Origin of the sequence: Streptomyces sp. NPDC048331 (assembly GCF_043201215.1) — a bacterium.
Classification (GTDB): domain Bacteria; phylum Actinomycetota; class Actinomycetes; order Streptomycetales; family Streptomycetaceae; genus Streptomyces.
Genome location: NZ_JBICYT010000011.1, coordinates 57,672 through 72,800, shown reverse-complemented (window position 1 = coordinate 72,800; position 15,129 = coordinate 57,672). Strand labels below are relative to the sequence as shown.

The following is a 15,129-nucleotide window of genomic DNA, read 5'->3' as shown; positions in this document are numbered from 1 at the left end:
AACCTCCTCTCTCCGACTCCCCACATCCGGGGAGGGGCTCAAAGAGGCTCACACGGGCACCCAGCGCTTCGGCCTGTCAACCTCCGGCTACCGTGAGGGACGCCACCCGCCGGACCGCCTACTCACCCGTAGGTGTCGCCCGGGCCCTTGCTGCCCGGCGCCCGCCACGGCCCGTAGCCCTTCGGCCGTCCGCCGGGCCCCTGGACCTTGATCAGGCGTACGGTTCCCTGCCCCAGATCCGCGTTCAGCCGCGCGACCAGCTGCGGAGCCAGCAGCTTCAGCTGCGCCGCCCACGCCGAGGAATCGCACCGCACGACAAGCTCACGGTCCTCGTACCGTTCCGGTTCACAGTGGGCCGCGATCTCCGGGCCGACGATCTCCGGCCAGCGCTCCATCACGCCCGCCACCGCCATCGGCATCTCCCAGCCGCGTTCGGTGCGCAGCCGGTCCAGCGCGGCCATGAGCGGCATCGGGTCCCGGCCGTCCGCACGGGCCCCCGAGCGCAGCCCCGGCTGCCGGCGGTTCTTCCCGCCGCCGACCGCGTTGCCCCGGGCCCGGGCCTGCTCGCGCGCCGCCGCGAGGGCCTGGCGCGCGAGGTCCACCCCGGAGACCTCCGGGGTACCGCGACCCTCCTGCGGGTCCTTGGCGTGCTCGTTCACAGCCGGGTCACCTCACCGCCGGACACCCCGAACCGCGTTCCGACCAGCACCCCCGGGACGTCGTCGTCCACCGCCGCCGTCACCAGGACCTGCTCGCCGGGGGCCACCAGCTCGGCCAACCGCTCCCGACGCCGGGTGTCCAGTTCCGCGAACACGTCGTCCAGGATCAGCACGGGCTCGCTGCCCTCCGAGCGCAGCAGCTCGTACGAGGCCAGCCGCAGCGCCAGCGCGTACGACCACGACTCCCCGTGGCTCGCGTACCCCTTCGCGGGCAGCTCCCCGAGGCGCAGCACCACGTCGTCGCGGTGCGGACCCACCAGGGTCACACCGCGCTCGATCTCCTGCTTGCGCACCTCGGCCAGCGCGGCCAGCAGCACCTCGTAGAGGGCCTCGCGGGTGCGCGCCGCACCGCTGTCCACCGGCTCGCCGACCGAGGACTTGTACGCCAGGCCCAGCGGGCCGCCTCCGGGCGCGAGCTGCTCGTAGGCCTTGTCGGCCTGCGGCAACAGGGTCGCGATCAGGTCCAGCCGCTGGGCGAGCAGCTCGGCGCCCACGCGCGCGAGGTGCTGGTCCCACACGTCGAGGGTGGACAGGTCCAGGGAGCGCCCGCCGTGCCGGCGGGCCATCGCCGCCGACTTCAGGAGGGTGTTGCGCTGCTTGAGCACCCGCTCGTAGTCGGAGCGGACGGCGGCCATCCGCGGCGAGCGCGCGGTGACCAGTTCGTCCAGGAACCGACGCCGCTCGCCCGGGTCGCCCTTGACCAGGGCCAGGTCCTCCGGGGCGAACAGCACCGTCCGTATGATCCCCAGCACGTCCCGCGGCCGGACCTGCGAGGAACGGTTGATCCGGGCCCGGTTCGCCCGGCCGGGATTGAGTTCCAGCTCCACCAGTTGCTGCCGCTCGCCCTGGGTGACGGCGGCCCGGACGATCGCGCGGTCCGCTCCCATCCGCACGAGCGGGGCGTCCGAGGAGACCCGGTGGCTGCCCAGGGTCGCGAGGTAGCCGATCGCCTCGACGAGGTTGGTCTTCCCCTGACCGTTGGGGCCCACGAAAGCGGTGACGCCCGGGTCGAGGGGAACCTCGGCCCGGGCGTACGAGCGGAAGTCGGCCAATGAGAGATGCGAAACGTGCATACGGCGCCGACCTCCCCCGGCTTCCCACTACTCGCTGTGGTGCTGTGCTGCTGTGGTGCGGTGCCTCGGGGCCGCCGGGCCCCGGGCCGCGACGGACTACTTCTTCTCGACCGCGTGGCCGCCGAACTGGTTGCGCAGGGCGGCGATCATCTTCATCTGCGGGGAGTCGTCCTGCCGCGAGGCGAAGCGCGCGAACAACGACGCGGTGATCGCGGGCAGCGGTACGGCGTTGTCGATCGCCGCCTCCACCGTCCAGCGTCCCTCGCCGGAGTCCTGGGCGAAGCCGCGCAGCTGCTCCAGGTGCTCGTCCTCGTCGAGGGCGTTCACGGCCAGGTCCAGCAGCCAGGAGCGGATGACGGTGCCTTCCTGCCAGGAGCGGAAGACCTCGCGGACGTCGGTGACCGAGTCCACCTTCTCCAGGAGCTCCCAGCCCTCGGCGTAGGCCTGCATCATGGCGTACTCGATGCCGTTGTGGACCATCTTCGCGAAGTGGCCCGCGCCGACCTTGCCGGCGTGCACGGCGCCGAACTCGCCCTCGGGCTTGAGGGCGTCGAAGACCGGCTGTACCCGGGCCACGTCCTCGGCGGCGCCGCCGTACATGAGCGCGTAGCCGTTCTCCAGGCCCCAGACGCCGCCGGAGACACCGCAGTCGACGAAGCCGATGCCCTTGGCCTTCAGCTCCTCGGCGTGCTTCTCGTCGTCGGTCCAGCGGGAGTTCCCGCCGTCGACGACGATGTCACCGGGCGACAGCAGCTCGGCGAGCTCGTCGACCGTGGACTGGGTGGCCGCACCGGCCGGGACCATGACCCACACGACGCGGGGGGCCTGCAGGCTGTCCACAAGTTCCTGCAGGCTGTGGACATCCGCGAGGTCCGGGTTGCGGTCGAATCCGATGACGGTGTGGCCTGCGCGGCGGATGCGCTCGCGCATGTTGCCGCCCATCTTGCCGAGACCGACGAGACCAAGCTCCATCAGGTGGTTCCTTAAGCGTTGTGGCCGTCTTTGCCGGGGCTTCCCCGGCCGTGTCCGTGCCGGACGCGCAGGGGGTCGCCCACCGGATCCGAGCCTACGCCGGGCCGTGGCGGCGGGCCCTGCGGGCGCTCCATGGCGGCCGGTCCGGCTTTACGGGTTTCCGGGCTTCCCCGGAATCCGGGCTTCGCCGGTTTCCGGCGTGCGGGGCTTCCGGGTCGTCCCCGGCGGATCCCCACCCTGTGGACGACGTCGGGCCCGGTCCCGCGGCGTGCGAGACCGGGCCCGGCGTCCACAGGTGGAGCGTCAGCCGGACAGTCGCACCGGCATGATCAGGTACTTGTAGGCCTCGTCCGCCTCCGCGTCGATCGCCGGGCGGCCGCTGAGCAGCGCCGGCTTGGTCGACGTGGTGAAGCTGAGCTGGGCCACCGGGGAGGCGATCGCGCTCAGGCCGTCCAGCAGGAAGGTCGGGTTGAAGGCGATCGAGATGTCGTCGCCGTCCAGCTGGGCGTCGACCCTCTCCACAGCCTGTGCGTCGTCGGAGGAACCGGCCTCCAGGATCAGCACGCCCTTCTCGAAGCTGAGGCGGACCGGGGTGTTGCGCTCGGCCACCAGGGCCACGCGCTTGACGGCCTCGACGAAGGGCGCGGTCTCGATCACGGCGATCGAGTTGAACTCCGTCGGGAACAGCGTCCGGTACTTGGGGAGGTCGCCCTCGAGCAGCCGGGTGGTGGTGCGGCGGCCGGCGCCCTCGAAACCGATCAGGCCCTCGCCCGCACCGGAGCCGGACAGTGCCAGGGTGACGGTGTCACCGCTGGTCAGCGAGTTGGCGATCTCCTGGAGCGTCTTGGCGGGCACCAGGGCCACGGCCGACGCCTCCGGGTTCTCCGGCTTCCACAGGAACTCGCGGACCGCGAAGCGGTAGCGGTCGGTGGAGGCCAGGGTGACGCGGTCGCCCTCGATCTCGATGCGGACACCGGTCAGCACCGGCAGCGTGTCGTCACGGCCGGCGGCGGTGGCCACCTGCTTGGCGGCGGAGGCGAAGACCTCGCCCGCGACGGTGCCGGTGGCGGTCGGCATCTGCGGCAGTGCCGGGTACTCCTCCACAGGCAGGGTGTGGAGTGTGAATCGCGAGGAGCCGCAGACCACGGTCGCCCGTACACCGTCTGTGGAAATCTCCACCGGGCGGTTGGGGAGGGCGCGGCAGATGTCGGCGAGCAGTCGGCCGGAGACCAGGACGGTGCCGTCCTCCTCCACGTCCGCCTCGACCGAGACCCGCGCCGAGACCTCGTAGTCGAAGCCGGAGAGGCTCAGGGTGCCTTCCTCGGCCTTGAGCAGCAGGCCCGCGAGGACGGGCACCGGCGGCCGGGCCGGGAGGCTACGGGCCGCCCAGGCCACCGCCTCCGCGAGTACGTCGCGCTCCACCCGGATCTTCACCGGAACCGCCTCCTGCTGTTGCTCGCTCGTCTGCCGGCCTTCGTCGTCGGCTCGTCGATGCCTCGACCGATGCCGGGGACCAGTCTGACGTACGGCGCCGACACTCGGTGCGGCCGGCGGTCAAGTCGGGAGCGAGGCGTCGGGGCGGGCGATCGACGAGTTGTGCACAGGACCCGCTTGAAAACCGAAACCGGCCTAACTCTCCATGGGGGTAGTAGTAGGGCCTGTGGAAACGGTGGATAAGCCCGTTCTCGCAGGTCAACCCCGGTTTTTTATCCACCGACCCTGTGGGTGGCACCGGTGGACAACCCCGTGTCTCTGTGGAGAACGAAAAGTTCTGCACAGGCTGTCCCCAGGTGACCCCGATTACTCCACAGGTGCGTCCCCAGCTTTCCCCCGGTACTCCACAACCCAAACGTCTACATCCGTGTGACCGCTTTCACTCCGGGCGGTGAGAGGGGGTGGTGTGTTGCCGAACAGTGGACAAGGGTGTGGAGAAGGCCGCGCATCCTGTGCACAGGACGTGGAAACCTGTGGGCCGACGGTGGACAACGCCGTGGACAGCGCTGTGGACGAAATATTTGTCCACAGCCTGTGGATGATGTTTGTGCACAATTCCACAGGGGTCTGACCTGCCCTGATGGAGCCTCACCCCGCATGCCTGTGGACAGATTGTGGGTGACGCGACCCGTCCCCAGGGTGTGGACGGAAGAAAGTCTCCCAATCTGTGGATGAGTTGCTCCGGCGGGGGCGTATTCGAACAGGTCAGGGGCGCGCGAACGAAGAAGGGCGCCCCCGTTGTGGACCGGGAGCGCCCTCTGGATGCGTTTGAAGGGGCCCTGAAGCGGCCCCGAACCGGGTGTCGGGGGGCCGCGCTCAGGCGTTCTTGATGCGGTTGGTGAGCTCGGTGACCTGGTTGTAGATAGAGCGGCGCTCGGCCATCAGAGCGCGGATCTTGCGGTCCGCGTGCATGACGGTCGTGTGGTCGCGGCCGCCGAACTGCGCCCCGATCTTGGGCAGGGAGAGGTCGGTGAGCTCCCGGCACAGGTACATGGCGATCTGCCGGGCGGTGACCAGGACCCGGCTGCGCGAGGAGCCGCACAGGTCGTCCACGGTCAGGCCGAAGTAGTCGGCGGTGGCCGCCATGATGTCGGAGGCCGTGATCTCCGGGGCGCTGTCCTCGCCGCCCGGGATCAGGTTCTTCAGGACGTCCTCGGTCAGGCCCAGGTCGACCGGCTGCCGGTTGAGGCTCGCGAAGGCCGTGACCCGGATCAGCGCCCCCTCCAGCTCGCGGATGTTGCGCGAGATGCGGGAGGCGATGAACTCCAGTACCTCCGGCGGGGCGTTGAGCTGCTCCTGGACGGCCTTCTTGCGCAGGATCGCGATACGGGTCTCCAGCTCGGGCGGCTGGACGTCCGTGATCAGGCCCCACTCGAAGCGGTTGCGGAGCCGGTCCTCCAGGGTGACCAGCTGCTTGGGCGGCCGGTCGGAGGAGAGCACGATCTGCTTGTTGGCGTTGTGGAGCGTGTTGAAGGTGTGGAAGAACTCCTCCTGCGTCGACTCCTTGCTCGCGAGGAACTGGATGTCGTCGACGAGCAGGATGTCCATCTCGCGGTAGCGCTTGCGGAACGCGTCGCCCTTGCCGTCGCGGATCGAGTTGATGAACTCGTTGGTGAACTCCTCGGAGCTCACGTACCGCACCCGGGTGCCGGGGTAGAGGCTCCGCGCGTAGTGCCCGATGGCGTGCAGCAGGTGCGTCTTGCCGAGGCCCGACTCCCCGTAGACGAAAAGGGGGTTGTAGGCCTTCGCGGGCGCCTCGGCGACGGCCACCGCGGCGGCGTGCGCGAAGCGGTTGGACGCGCCGATGACGAAGGTGTCGAAGAGGTACTTGGGGTTCAGCCGCGCGGTCGGCTCCAGCGGGCCAGAGGTGGAGCCGCCGGACGGCGCCGAGGGCCGGCCGGGGGCCTGCCGCGGCGCCGGCTGCTCGTACTGCTGGGGCTCGTACTGCTTCGCCTCGTACGACTGCTGCTCGTATTGATGGGACTGGTGCTGCTGCTGCGGCTCGTACGGGGACTGCTCGTACTTCTGCTGCTCGTAGGACCCCTGGTCGTAGCCGGAGGGCTCGGACTGCTGGAGGTAGCCCGGCTGCGGGGAGGCGTACGGGTCGCGCTCGGGGAATCCGCCGAGGCGCGGCTGCTGCCAGCCGTAGTCGTCCTGTTGGCCACCGCGGGGCCAGGCGCCGGGCTCGGGGCGCTGCTGCTGGTAGTCCGGATAGGCCGGGCGGGCGGTGGGGAGCTGGTCGTCACCCGGGCCGCCGCCGGGGCGCTGGCCGCCGTACGGCTCGTACCCGCCCTGCTGCTGGACGGGCGGGGCGGGGGGCGCGGGCTCGCCGGCGGAGTCGTCCACGGTGATGGCGATCCGGATGGGCCGGCCGCACTCACGGCTGAGCGCGTCACTGATCAGCGGGGCGAGGCGGCCCTCGAGGACGCGCTTGCCCCATTCATTGGGGACGGCCAGCAACGCGGTGTCGGCGACGAGCGCCAGGGGCTGACAACGCTCCACCCACTGCTTGTCCTTGGGCTCGATCCCCGGCTGTCCCTCCCCGAGGAGCTTTTCGAGCACCCTTGGCCACACTGCGGCAAGATCGGCAGGTACGTCAGCCACAGAGCACGCTCTCTCACAGGGGTCCCACGAATGTGTGGTTCTTTGGGACGGTCGGGACAAAAAATCCGGGGTCAGGCAACGGTAGTCAGGCCAACGGGTACGGTTCAAGTCGTTGTCCACAGCCTGTGCACAGTGTGGGGCCATGCCGGCTCGGTTTGACCGGATGGCGTAGCCGCGCGTACCGTAACGAGGTCGAGTTGTCGATGGCTGCTGCCGCCTGCCTACCGATGGGCGAAGGTCACTGATAGTGATCATTTAGCGGTGCCACTCGGGCGAACACGCGAGTTTCCTCGTGGGCGCACGGTGACAGCCAGGCGATGTCCCGCCACAACGATTCATTCTCTGGAGCCCCCGAGTGAGCAAGCGCACCTTCCAGCCGAACAACCGCCGTCGTGCCAAGACCCACGGCTTCCGCCTGCGGATGCGTACCCGTGCCGGTCGCGCGATCCTCGCGAACCGTCGTGGCAAGGGCCGCGCCGCCCTTTCCGCGTAACCACACGCAGGTCGTGACGTCGTGCTGTCTCCCGAGAATCGGCTGAGGCGGCGCGAGGACTTCGCGAGCGCGGTACGTCGAGGTCGTCGGGCTGGTCGCCCGCTCCTCGTCGTCCATCTACGTACAAGCGGTGCAACGGACCCGCACGAGTCGGGGGAGATCGATCCCTCGTCGCGTGCGGGTTTCGTCGTCAGCAAGGCTGTCGGCAACGCCGTCGTACGTAACCGGGTCAAGCGCCGTCTGCGCCATCTGGTCCGCGAGCGGCTGTCCCAGCTGCCCGCCGGTAGCCTGGTGGTGGTACGCGCGTTGCCCGGAGCGGGTGATGCCGGCCCCGACGAGCTGGCCCGGGACCTGGATGCCGCTCTGGTGCGGCTCCTGGGAGGCGTGGCTCGATGAAGTACCCGCTGCTCGCTTTGATCAAGCTGTACCAGTGGACGATCAGTCCGCTGCTCGGGCCGGTGTGCCGCTACTACCCGTCGTGTTCGCACTACGGGTACACGGCCATCGACCGGCATGGTGCGGTGAAGGGGACGGCCCTGACCGCCTGGCGGATCCTGCGGTGCAATCCGTGGTCCCCGGGTGGCGTGGACCATGTCCCACCCCGTAAACGCCCGCGTTGGCACGAGCAGCTGCGCAGTGCGTTGCGTAGATCTCGCAATGCTCAAGGAGCCTGATTAGTGGACACGATTGCCAGTCTGTTCAGCTTTATCACTTACCCCGTCTCGTGGATCATCGTCCAGTTCCACTCGATGTACGGGGCGATCTTCGGTGAGTCGAGTGGGTGGGCCTGGGGCCTGTCCATCGTGTCCCTGGTGATCTTGATCCGTATCTGTCTGATCCCGCTCTTCGTGAAGCAGATCAAGGCGACGCGGGGTATGCAGGCGCTCCAGCCGAAGATGAAGGCGATCCAGGAGCGCTACAAGAACGACAAGCAGCGTCAGTCCGAAGAGATGATGAAGCTGTACAAGGAGACGGGTACCAACCCGCTCTCCTCGTGCCTGCCCATCCTGGCGCAGTCCCCGTTCTTCTTCGCGCTGTACCACGTGCTGTCGAACATCGCCGACGGCAAGGCGGTCGGCGCGATGGACCAGCAGCTGGTCGACAGCGCCCGCGCGGCCAAGATCTTCGGTGCGCCGATCGCCGCGAAGTTCATGGACAGCCCGGAGAAGGTCGCCGCTCTCGGCGCCACCCTCACGGACGTCCGGATCGTCACCGCGGTCATGATCATCATGATGTCGCTGTCGCAGTTCTACACCCAGCGTCAGCTGATGCAGAAGAACGTCGACCTCTCGGTCAAGACGCCGTTCATGCAGCAGCAGAAGATGCTGATGTACATCTTCCCGGTGATCTTCGCGGTCATGGGCATCAACTTCCCCGTCGGTGTTCTCGTCTACTGGCTGACCACGAACGTGTGGACCATGGGCCAGCAGATGTACGTGATCAACCAGAACCCGACGCCGGGCAGCAAGGCGCAGGACCAGTACCTGACCCGCCTGCTGAAGCAGATCACCTCGCACGGTGAGCTCAAGGGCCGGGGCAAGAAGCGGGTCGTCTCGGCGATCGTCGCCAAGGGCCCGGACCGCAACGACAACGAGCGCAAGTTCGTCGCCGCCCTGAGCAAGCAGGGCATGGCCGCCCAGGCGGACGGCTCCGTGATCAAGAGTGTCGAGGCCACGGCGGACTCGGATGCGGCGAGCGGCGGTGCCGCGAAGCGGCAGCAGCCGAAGCGCCAGTCGAAGTCGCAGCGTCAGACCCCCAGCAAGCCCGCTCCCAAGAAGTAAGAAGGAGTCCCTCCCGTGACGGAAGGCACCACCACCGCCGCCGCTGAGAGTGGCGACACCCTGACCCGCCTCGAGCAGGAGGGTGAGATCGCGGCTGACTACCTCGAGGGTCTGCTGGACATCGCCGACCTGGACGGCGACATCGACATGGACGTCGAGGCCGACCGGGCCGCGGTGTCGATCGTCAGTGACTCCGCCAGCCGTGATCTGCAGAAGCTCGTGGGCCACGACGGTGAGGTCCTGGAGGCTCTGCAGGAGCTGACCCGCCTCGCCGTGCACCGGGAGACCGGGGACCGCAGCCGGCTGATGCTGGACATCGCCGGGTTCCGCGCGAAGAAGCGCGAGGAGCTGGCGGCGCTGGGCGCTCAGGCCGCGGCGGACGTGAAGGCGTCCGGCGAGCCGCTGAAGCTGGCTCCGATGACCCCGTTCGAGCGGAAGGTCGTCCACGACGCCGTGGCGGCCGCCGGTCTGCGCAGCGAGTCGGAGGGCGAGGAGCCGCAGCGCTTCGTCGTTGTGCTCCCGGCCTGATCGTCGACGCGAGTTGTCTCGGCCCCGTCTGTGTCGCAGGCGGGGCCGATGTTTGTCAGCCTGGCCTGACAGGTGAACGACGCCTCATCTTGAAGTCGTGGTTTTTCAGAACCATGCGGTACGGAAGGACGGTCCCCGTGACGGAGGCAGCTGAGCTTCCCCCGGCGCCTGAAGAGGCGCGCGCGGTGTTCGGTGAGTTTTTCCCGGAAGCTGTGCGGTACGCGGAGCTGCTGGCGGACGCAGGAGTCAAGCGGGGCCTGATCGGGCCGCGTGAGGTGCCGCGCCTGTGGGAGCGGCACCTGCTGAACTGCGCGGTGCTGTCGGAGGTGGTCCCTCAGGGGGTCACCGTGTGCGATGTGGGCTCGGGTGCGGGTCTGCCCGGTATCCCGCTCGCCTTGGTGCGCCGTGATCTCAAGATCACGCTGTTGGAACCGCTGCTGCGGCGTACGACCTTCCTCCAGGAGGCCGTCGAGCTGCTGGGCCTGGACCACGTCACGGTGGTGCGGGGGCGGGCCGAGGAGGTCCTGGGCAAGCTGCAGCCGGTGCATGTGGTGACGGCGCGGGCGGTGGCCCCGCTGGACCGGCTGGCCGGCTGGGGTGTGCCGCTGCTGCGGCCGTACGGCGAGATGCTGGCCCTGAAGGGCGACACCGCGGACGAGGAATTGGTGTCGGCGAAGACGGCGCTGGCGAAGCTGGGTGTGGTGAAGACCTCGGTGCTGCACGTGGGCGAGGGTCTGGTGGATCCTCTGTCGACGGTCGTGCGGGTCGAAGTCGGAGAAAGCCCTGGAGGGGTGAGGTTCGCGGCCAAGCGGGCTAAGGCGGCGCGGGTGGGACGTACCCGCCGTCGCCGGTGATCCTCCGCTGATTCGCCGAGAGCCGGGGCCCACACGGGAGTTTTCCTCCGTGTTGGGCCCTATAGGTATGGATTTCGGAGTGTCGTAGAGGCCGGGGGACTCCCTCCGGGCATCGTGTTTCACGTGAAACGTCGCTCTCTGCTGCACGGAATCATCAGCCGCGGTCGTGCGGCTGCGTCGCCCCTTCAGCGCAAGGACGCAAGGGGGACAGAGTTGTCCACAACGGTGGATTCATCCACAGGAGTACGGGCCCCGCTGGTTCGCGACCCGGGTGACATGGGAGGCTCTGTTCATCGCGAGCCTGATGTCGAGGAGAGTGACACCGTGCGGTCCGACGCCAACCTCGCGGGGCCCATGGCCGATCCGGTCCCCGGTCCCCGCTCTGAATCGGCGGGTGAGGATGTTTCACGTGAAACATTGCCACCGCCTCTTGTAGACAACGACACCCCCATCGGCCGAGCTGCCCAGCAGGCGGTCGAGACGTTGGGGCGCGCCGGTGAGAGGCTGCCCCGCCCGAATCAGACCCGGGTGATCGTGGTCGCCAACCAGAAGGGCGGCGTGGGTAAGACCACGACGACCGTGAACCTGGCGGCCTCACTCGCGCTGCACGGTGCACGGGTCCTGGTGGTCGACCTCGACCCGCAAGGCAACGCGTCCACGGCGCTGGGCATCGACCACCACGCCGATGTGCCGTCCATCTACGACGTGCTCGTGGACAGCCGGCCCCTGCTGGAGGTTGTCCAACCGGTGGTGGACGTGGAGGGGCTCTTCTGTGCCCCGGCCACGATCGACCTGGCGGGCGCCGAGATCGAGCTGGTGTCGCTCGTGGCACGGGAGAGCCGCCTGCAGCGGGCGATCCAGGCGTACGACCAGCCCCTCGACTACATCCTGATCGACTGTCCTCCCTCGCTCGGACTGCTGACGGTGAACGCCCTGGTGGCCGGCGCGGAGGTGCTGATCCCGATCCAGTGCGAGTACTACGCGCTGGAGGGCCTGGGGCAGCTGCTGCGCAATGTCGATCTGGTGCGGGCCCACCTCAATCCGACGCTCCACGTGTCGACCATCCTGTTGACGATGTACGACGGCAGGACGCGGCTGGCCTCGCAGGTGGCGGAGGAGGTACGCAGCCACTTCGGCAAGGAGGTGCTGCGGACGAGCATCCCCCGGTCGGTGCGCATTTCCGAGGCGCCCAGCTATGGGCAGACGGTGCTCACGTACGACCCGGGTTCCAGTGGTTCCCTCTCCTACCTGGAGGCAGCGCGAGAGATCGCGTATCGGGGGGTCGGCATTCAGTACGAGGCTCGGCACGCCCATCTGGGCCCGGGCACGAACAGCACGCAGAGTGTGGCGGAGGGGATCCAGTGAGTGATCGACGTAGGGGTCTGGGGCGGGGGCTCGGTGCGCTGATCCCCGCGGCTCCGCAGGAGAAGACGCCCCCGGTGATCGGTGCCGGTTCGACGTCCCCGTCGGCGGTGCCGACGCTGGCTTCGGAGCGGGGGGTCGCGGCGGCGAAGCTCGCTGCGCTCGTACAGGCCGATGTTTCACGTGAAACATCGCTCGCGATCGTCCCGGAGGCCGGTCCGGAGCCTCAGCCCGAGAACGAGATCGAGAGCAATACGGTCGCGGGGGCCACGTTCGCGGAGCTCCCGATGGACGCGATCACGCCGAACCCGCGCCAGCCGCGCGAGGTCTTCGACGAGGACGCGCTCGCCGAGCTGGTGACCTCCATCCAGGAGGTGGGCCTGCTCCAGCCGGTGGTGGTGCGGCAGTCGGCCCCCGGCCGCTATGAGCTGATCATGGGTGAGCGTCGCTGGCGCGCCTGCCGCGAGGCCGGGCTGGAGGCCATTCCGGCGATCATCCGCGCGACGGACGACGAGAAGCTGCTGCTGGACGCGCTGCTGGAGAACCTGCACCGGGCTCAGCTGAACCCGCTGGAGGAAGCCGCGGCCTACGACCAGCTGCTGCGTGACTTCAAATGCACCCACGACCAGCTGGCCGACCGGATCGGGCGCTCGCGTCCCCAGGTGTCGAACACACTGCGGCTCCTGAAGCTGTCCCCCTCGGTGCAGCGCCGGGTCGCCGCGGGTGTGCTGTCGGCCGGGCATGCGCGTGCGCTGCTCTCGGTGGAGGACTCCGAGGCGCAGGACAAGCTGGCACACCGGATCGTGGCCGAGGGCCTGTCGGTGCGCGCGGTCGAGGAGATCGTGACGCTGATGGCCTCGGAGCCGTCGAGTGTGGTGAAGCCGAAGGGCCCGCGCGCGGGTGCCCGGGTGGCTCCGGCGCTCAACGAGCTGGCGACGCGACTGTCGGACCGGTTCGAGACGCGGGTGAAGGTCGATCTGGGCCAGAAGAAGGGCAAGATCACCGTTGAGTTCGCCTCGATGGAGGATCTGGAGCGGATTCTGGGGACGCTGGCGCCGGGCGAGGGTCGGGTGCTGGATCAGGGTCTTGCCGGGGAGTGATCCCCGGGCCGCCGAGGGGCGGATCGCAGCGGTGCGAACCGGTGCGATCCGCCCCTTCGCTTTGCTGTCGAAGAACGATGGACCAGTGGATACGATGCGGTCATGGGTCGTCGGCTGGTACCGCTCACGCTGGACAACCTCCAGGACCTGCCCCGTCGTTGCCGGTCCTGCGTCTTCTGGGAGCTGGACCCGGTCAGCGGCGAGGCCGCCGTGAAGGCCGGTACTCCGGCGCAGGAGAAAGAGGCGTGGATCTCCGCCGTTCTGCTGGAGTGGGGTTCGTGCGGCCGAGTGGTCTACGTGGACGAGGTTCCGGTGGGCTTCGTCCTCTACGCGCCGCCGGCGTACGTGCCGCGGGCCACTGCCTTTCCGACCAGCCCGGTCTCGCCCGATGCCGTGCAGCTGATCACCGCCTGGATCATGCCGGGGTATCAGGGGCAGGGGCTCGGACGGGTCATGGTCCAGACGGTGGCCAAGGACCTGCTGCGGCGAGGATTCCGGGCGATCGAGGCGTTCGGGGACGCGCACTGGGAGGGGCCCGCCTGTCTCCTGCCCGCAGACCATCTCCTGGCGGTGGGCTTCAAGACCGTACGGCCGCATCCGGTGCATCCGCGGCTGCGGCTGGAGCTGCGCTCGACGTTGTCCTGGAAGGAAGACGTGGAGCTCGCGCTGGATCGGCTGCTGGGCGCGGCGCGCAAGGAGCCTGCGCTGCGGCCGCTGTGAGCGCGAGACGCGGAACAGGGCCGCCCCCTGGAGGGGCGGCCCCGTTTCACGTGAAACATCGAGCGCGTCAGGCGGTCTTGACCTCGACGAACTCGTTGAGGTCGCGCAGGATGGCGGCCTTCGGCTTCGCACCGACGATGGTCTTGGCGACCTCGCCGCCCTGGTAGACGTTCAGCGTCGGGATGGACATGACGCCGTACTTGGCGGCCGTGGCCGGGTTCTCGTCGATGTTGAGCTTGACGATCTCGATCTGGTCGCCGTACTCGGCGGCGATGGCCTCGAGGGACGGCGCGATCTGGCGGCACGGTCCGCACCAGGCGGCCCAGAAGTCCACCAGTACGGGCTTGTCGCTCCTGAGAACCTGCTCGTCGAAGTCAGCGTCGGTCACGTTCTTGAGGGTGCCGGCCACAGCGGCCTCCTTCTTCTTTCCTGCGGGGTGTGGGGTGGGGCGGAGTGGGGGTCAGACCGGTCAGACCGCTGCGTGGACCTTCTCGGCGTCCGCGAGCGCCGCGAGGAAGCGCTCGGCGTCGAGGGCGGCGGAGCAGCCGGTGCCCGCAGCGGTGATGGCCTGACGGTAGGTGTGGTCCACGACGTCGCCGGCGCCGAACACGCCGGTGGCGCTGGTCCGGGTGGAGGGGGCCTCGACCTTGAGGTAGCCCTCCTCGTCGAGGTCGAGCTGGCCCTTGAAGAGCTCGGTGCGCGGGTCGTGGCCGACGGCGATGAAGAGGCCGGTCACGGGCAGCTCGGAGGTCTCACCGGTCTTGGTGTTGCGCAGGGTGAGGCCGGAGAGCTTCTGGTCGCCGTGGATCTCCGCGACCTCGCTGTCCCAGGCGAACTTGATCTTCGGGTCGGCGAAGGCGCGGTCCTGCATGGCCTTCGAGGCGCGCAGGCTGTCGCGGCGGTGGACGATCGTGACGGACTTGGCGAAGCGCGAGAGGAAGGTGGCCTCCTCGATCGCGGTGTCGCCGCCGCCGACGACGGCGATGTCGTGGTCCTTGAAGAAGAACCCGTCGCAGGTGGCGCACCAGGAGACACCGCGGCCGGAGAGGGCGTCCTCGTTGGGGAGGCCGAGCTTGCGGTGCTGCGAACCGGTGGTGACGATGACGGCCTTCGCGCGGTGCACGGTGCCGGCGGTGTCGGTGACGGTCTTGATCTCACCGCTGAGGTCCACGGCCACGACGTCGTCCGAGATCAGCTCGGCGCCGAAGCGCTCGGCCTGGGCACGCATGTTGTCCATGAGGTCGGGGCCCATGATGCCGTCCTGGAAGCCCGGGAAGTTCTCCACCTCGGTGGTGTTCATCAGGGCGCCACCCGCGGTGACGGCTCCTTCGAAGACCAGGGGCTTGAGCGAAGCGCGTGCGGTGTACAGGGCGGCGGTGTAACCGGCCGGCCCGGAGCCGATGATGATCACGTTTCGGACGTCGCTCAC

The 15,129-nt window shown here is 69.0% G+C and carries 16 protein-coding genes; 9 read left to right on the top strand and 7 right to left on the bottom strand.

All coding sequences use genetic code 11. The features are described from left to right. Positions 1 to 122 precede the first annotated feature (122 nt). The 5 genes from ACGFYY_RS17945 to dnaA form a co-directional block, all read right to left on the bottom strand. Entirely contained in the window at positions 123 to 659 is a 537-nt protein-coding gene (locus tag ACGFYY_RS17945; protein ID WP_393710404.1) for a DUF721 domain-containing protein, read from the bottom strand. Next, on the bottom strand, positions 656 to 1,792 hold the full coding sequence (recF, locus tag ACGFYY_RS17940; RefSeq protein ID WP_365273998.1) for a DNA replication/repair protein RecF: 1,137 nt from the start codon (positions 1,790 to 1,792) through the stop codon (positions 656 to 658). The genes ACGFYY_RS17945 and recF overlap by 4 nt, the downstream gene beginning before the upstream one ends. A 96-nt stretch (positions 1,793 to 1,888) precedes the next feature. Next, on the bottom strand, positions 1,889 to 2,764 hold the full coding sequence (gnd, locus tag ACGFYY_RS17935) for a phosphogluconate dehydrogenase (NAD(+)-dependent, decarboxylating) (protein WP_393710401.1): 876 nt from the start codon (positions 2,762 to 2,764) through the stop codon (positions 1,889 to 1,891). 303 nt (positions 2,765 to 3,067) lie between these two features. Then, the gene (gene dnaN / locus ACGFYY_RS17930; RefSeq protein ID WP_030713963.1) at positions 3,068 to 4,198 is read right to left on the bottom strand and encodes a DNA polymerase III subunit beta; all 1,131 of its coding nucleotides are present in this window, start codon (positions 4,196 to 4,198) and stop codon (positions 3,068 to 3,070) included. 876 nt (positions 4,199 to 5,074) lie between these two features. Next, on the bottom strand, positions 5,075 to 6,862 hold the full coding sequence (gene dnaA / locus ACGFYY_RS17925; protein ID WP_393710398.1) for a chromosomal replication initiator protein DnaA: 1,788 nt from the start codon (positions 6,860 to 6,862) through the stop codon (positions 5,075 to 5,077). A 355-nt stretch (positions 6,863 to 7,217) separates the two neighbouring features. Between dnaA and rpmH the strand changes: the two genes are divergently transcribed. From rpmH to ACGFYY_RS17880, 9 genes are all read left to right on the top strand, one after another. Then, on the top strand, positions 7,218 to 7,355 hold the full coding sequence (gene rpmH, locus ACGFYY_RS17920) for a 50S ribosomal protein L34 (RefSeq protein ID WP_008741645.1): 138 nt from the start codon (positions 7,218 to 7,220) through the stop codon (positions 7,353 to 7,355). A 21-nt stretch (positions 7,356 to 7,376) separates the two neighbouring features. Beyond that, a complete protein-coding gene (rnpA, locus tag ACGFYY_RS17915) occupies positions 7,377 to 7,751 on the top strand; it encodes a ribonuclease P protein component (RefSeq protein ID WP_078851074.1) in 375 nt (124 codons plus the stop codon). After that, on the top strand, positions 7,748 to 8,029 hold the full coding sequence (gene yidD, locus ACGFYY_RS17910) for a membrane protein insertion efficiency factor YidD (protein WP_076043740.1): 282 nt from the start codon (positions 7,748 to 7,750) through the stop codon (positions 8,027 to 8,029). Before rnpA ends, yidD begins: the two co-directional genes overlap by 4 nt. A 3-nt stretch (positions 8,030 to 8,032) precedes the next feature. Beyond that, positions 8,033 to 9,136 carry a membrane protein insertase YidC gene (gene yidC, locus ACGFYY_RS17905; RefSeq protein WP_393710394.1) on the top strand — a complete coding sequence of 368 codons (1,104 nt, stop codon included), beginning with the start codon at positions 8,033 to 8,035 and terminating at the stop codon, positions 9,134 to 9,136. Positions 9,137 to 9,151: 15 nt separating this feature from the next. Beyond that, positions 9,152 to 9,664: a R3H domain-containing nucleic acid-binding protein gene (locus ACGFYY_RS17900; protein WP_365273990.1), complete on the top strand. Its 513-nt coding sequence runs from the start codon at positions 9,152 to 9,154 to the stop codon at positions 9,662 to 9,664. A gap of 137 nt (positions 9,665 to 9,801) precedes the next feature. Continuing rightward, on the top strand, positions 9,802 to 10,518 hold the full coding sequence (gene rsmG, locus ACGFYY_RS17895) for a 16S rRNA (guanine(527)-N(7))-methyltransferase RsmG (protein WP_030008407.1): 717 nt from the start codon (positions 9,802 to 9,804) through the stop codon (positions 10,516 to 10,518). A gap of 276 nt (positions 10,519 to 10,794) precedes the next feature. After that, the gene (locus ACGFYY_RS17890; protein ID WP_365273987.1) at positions 10,795 to 11,883 is read left to right on the top strand and encodes a ParA family protein; all 1,089 of its coding nucleotides are present in this window, start codon (positions 10,795 to 10,797) and stop codon (positions 11,881 to 11,883) included. Further along, positions 11,880 to 12,980 carry a ParB/RepB/Spo0J family partition protein gene (locus ACGFYY_RS17885; protein ID WP_365273984.1) on the top strand — a complete coding sequence of 367 codons (1,101 nt, stop codon included), beginning with the start codon at positions 11,880 to 11,882 and terminating at the stop codon, positions 12,978 to 12,980. Before ACGFYY_RS17890 ends, ACGFYY_RS17885 begins: the two co-directional genes overlap by 4 nt. 102 nt (positions 12,981 to 13,082) lie before the next feature. Beyond that, positions 13,083 to 13,700 carry a GNAT family N-acetyltransferase gene (locus tag ACGFYY_RS17880; protein WP_030008404.1) on the top strand — a complete coding sequence of 206 codons (618 nt, stop codon included), beginning with the start codon at positions 13,083 to 13,085 and terminating at the stop codon, positions 13,698 to 13,700. A 67-nt stretch (positions 13,701 to 13,767) separates the two neighbouring features. Here ACGFYY_RS17880 and trxA read toward each other — a convergent pair whose 3' ends face one another. Both trxA and trxB read right to left on the bottom strand, forming a co-directional pair. Next, complete coding sequence (gene trxA, locus ACGFYY_RS17875) at positions 13,768 to 14,109, bottom strand: thioredoxin (protein WP_365273981.1); 342 nt, start codon at positions 14,107 to 14,109, stop codon at positions 13,768 to 13,770. 60 nt (positions 14,110 to 14,169) lie between these two features. Next, positions 14,170 to 15,129, bottom strand: a complete 960-nt coding sequence (gene trxB, locus ACGFYY_RS17870; protein WP_033214950.1) for a thioredoxin-disulfide reductase — start codon at positions 15,127 to 15,129, stop codon at positions 14,170 to 14,172.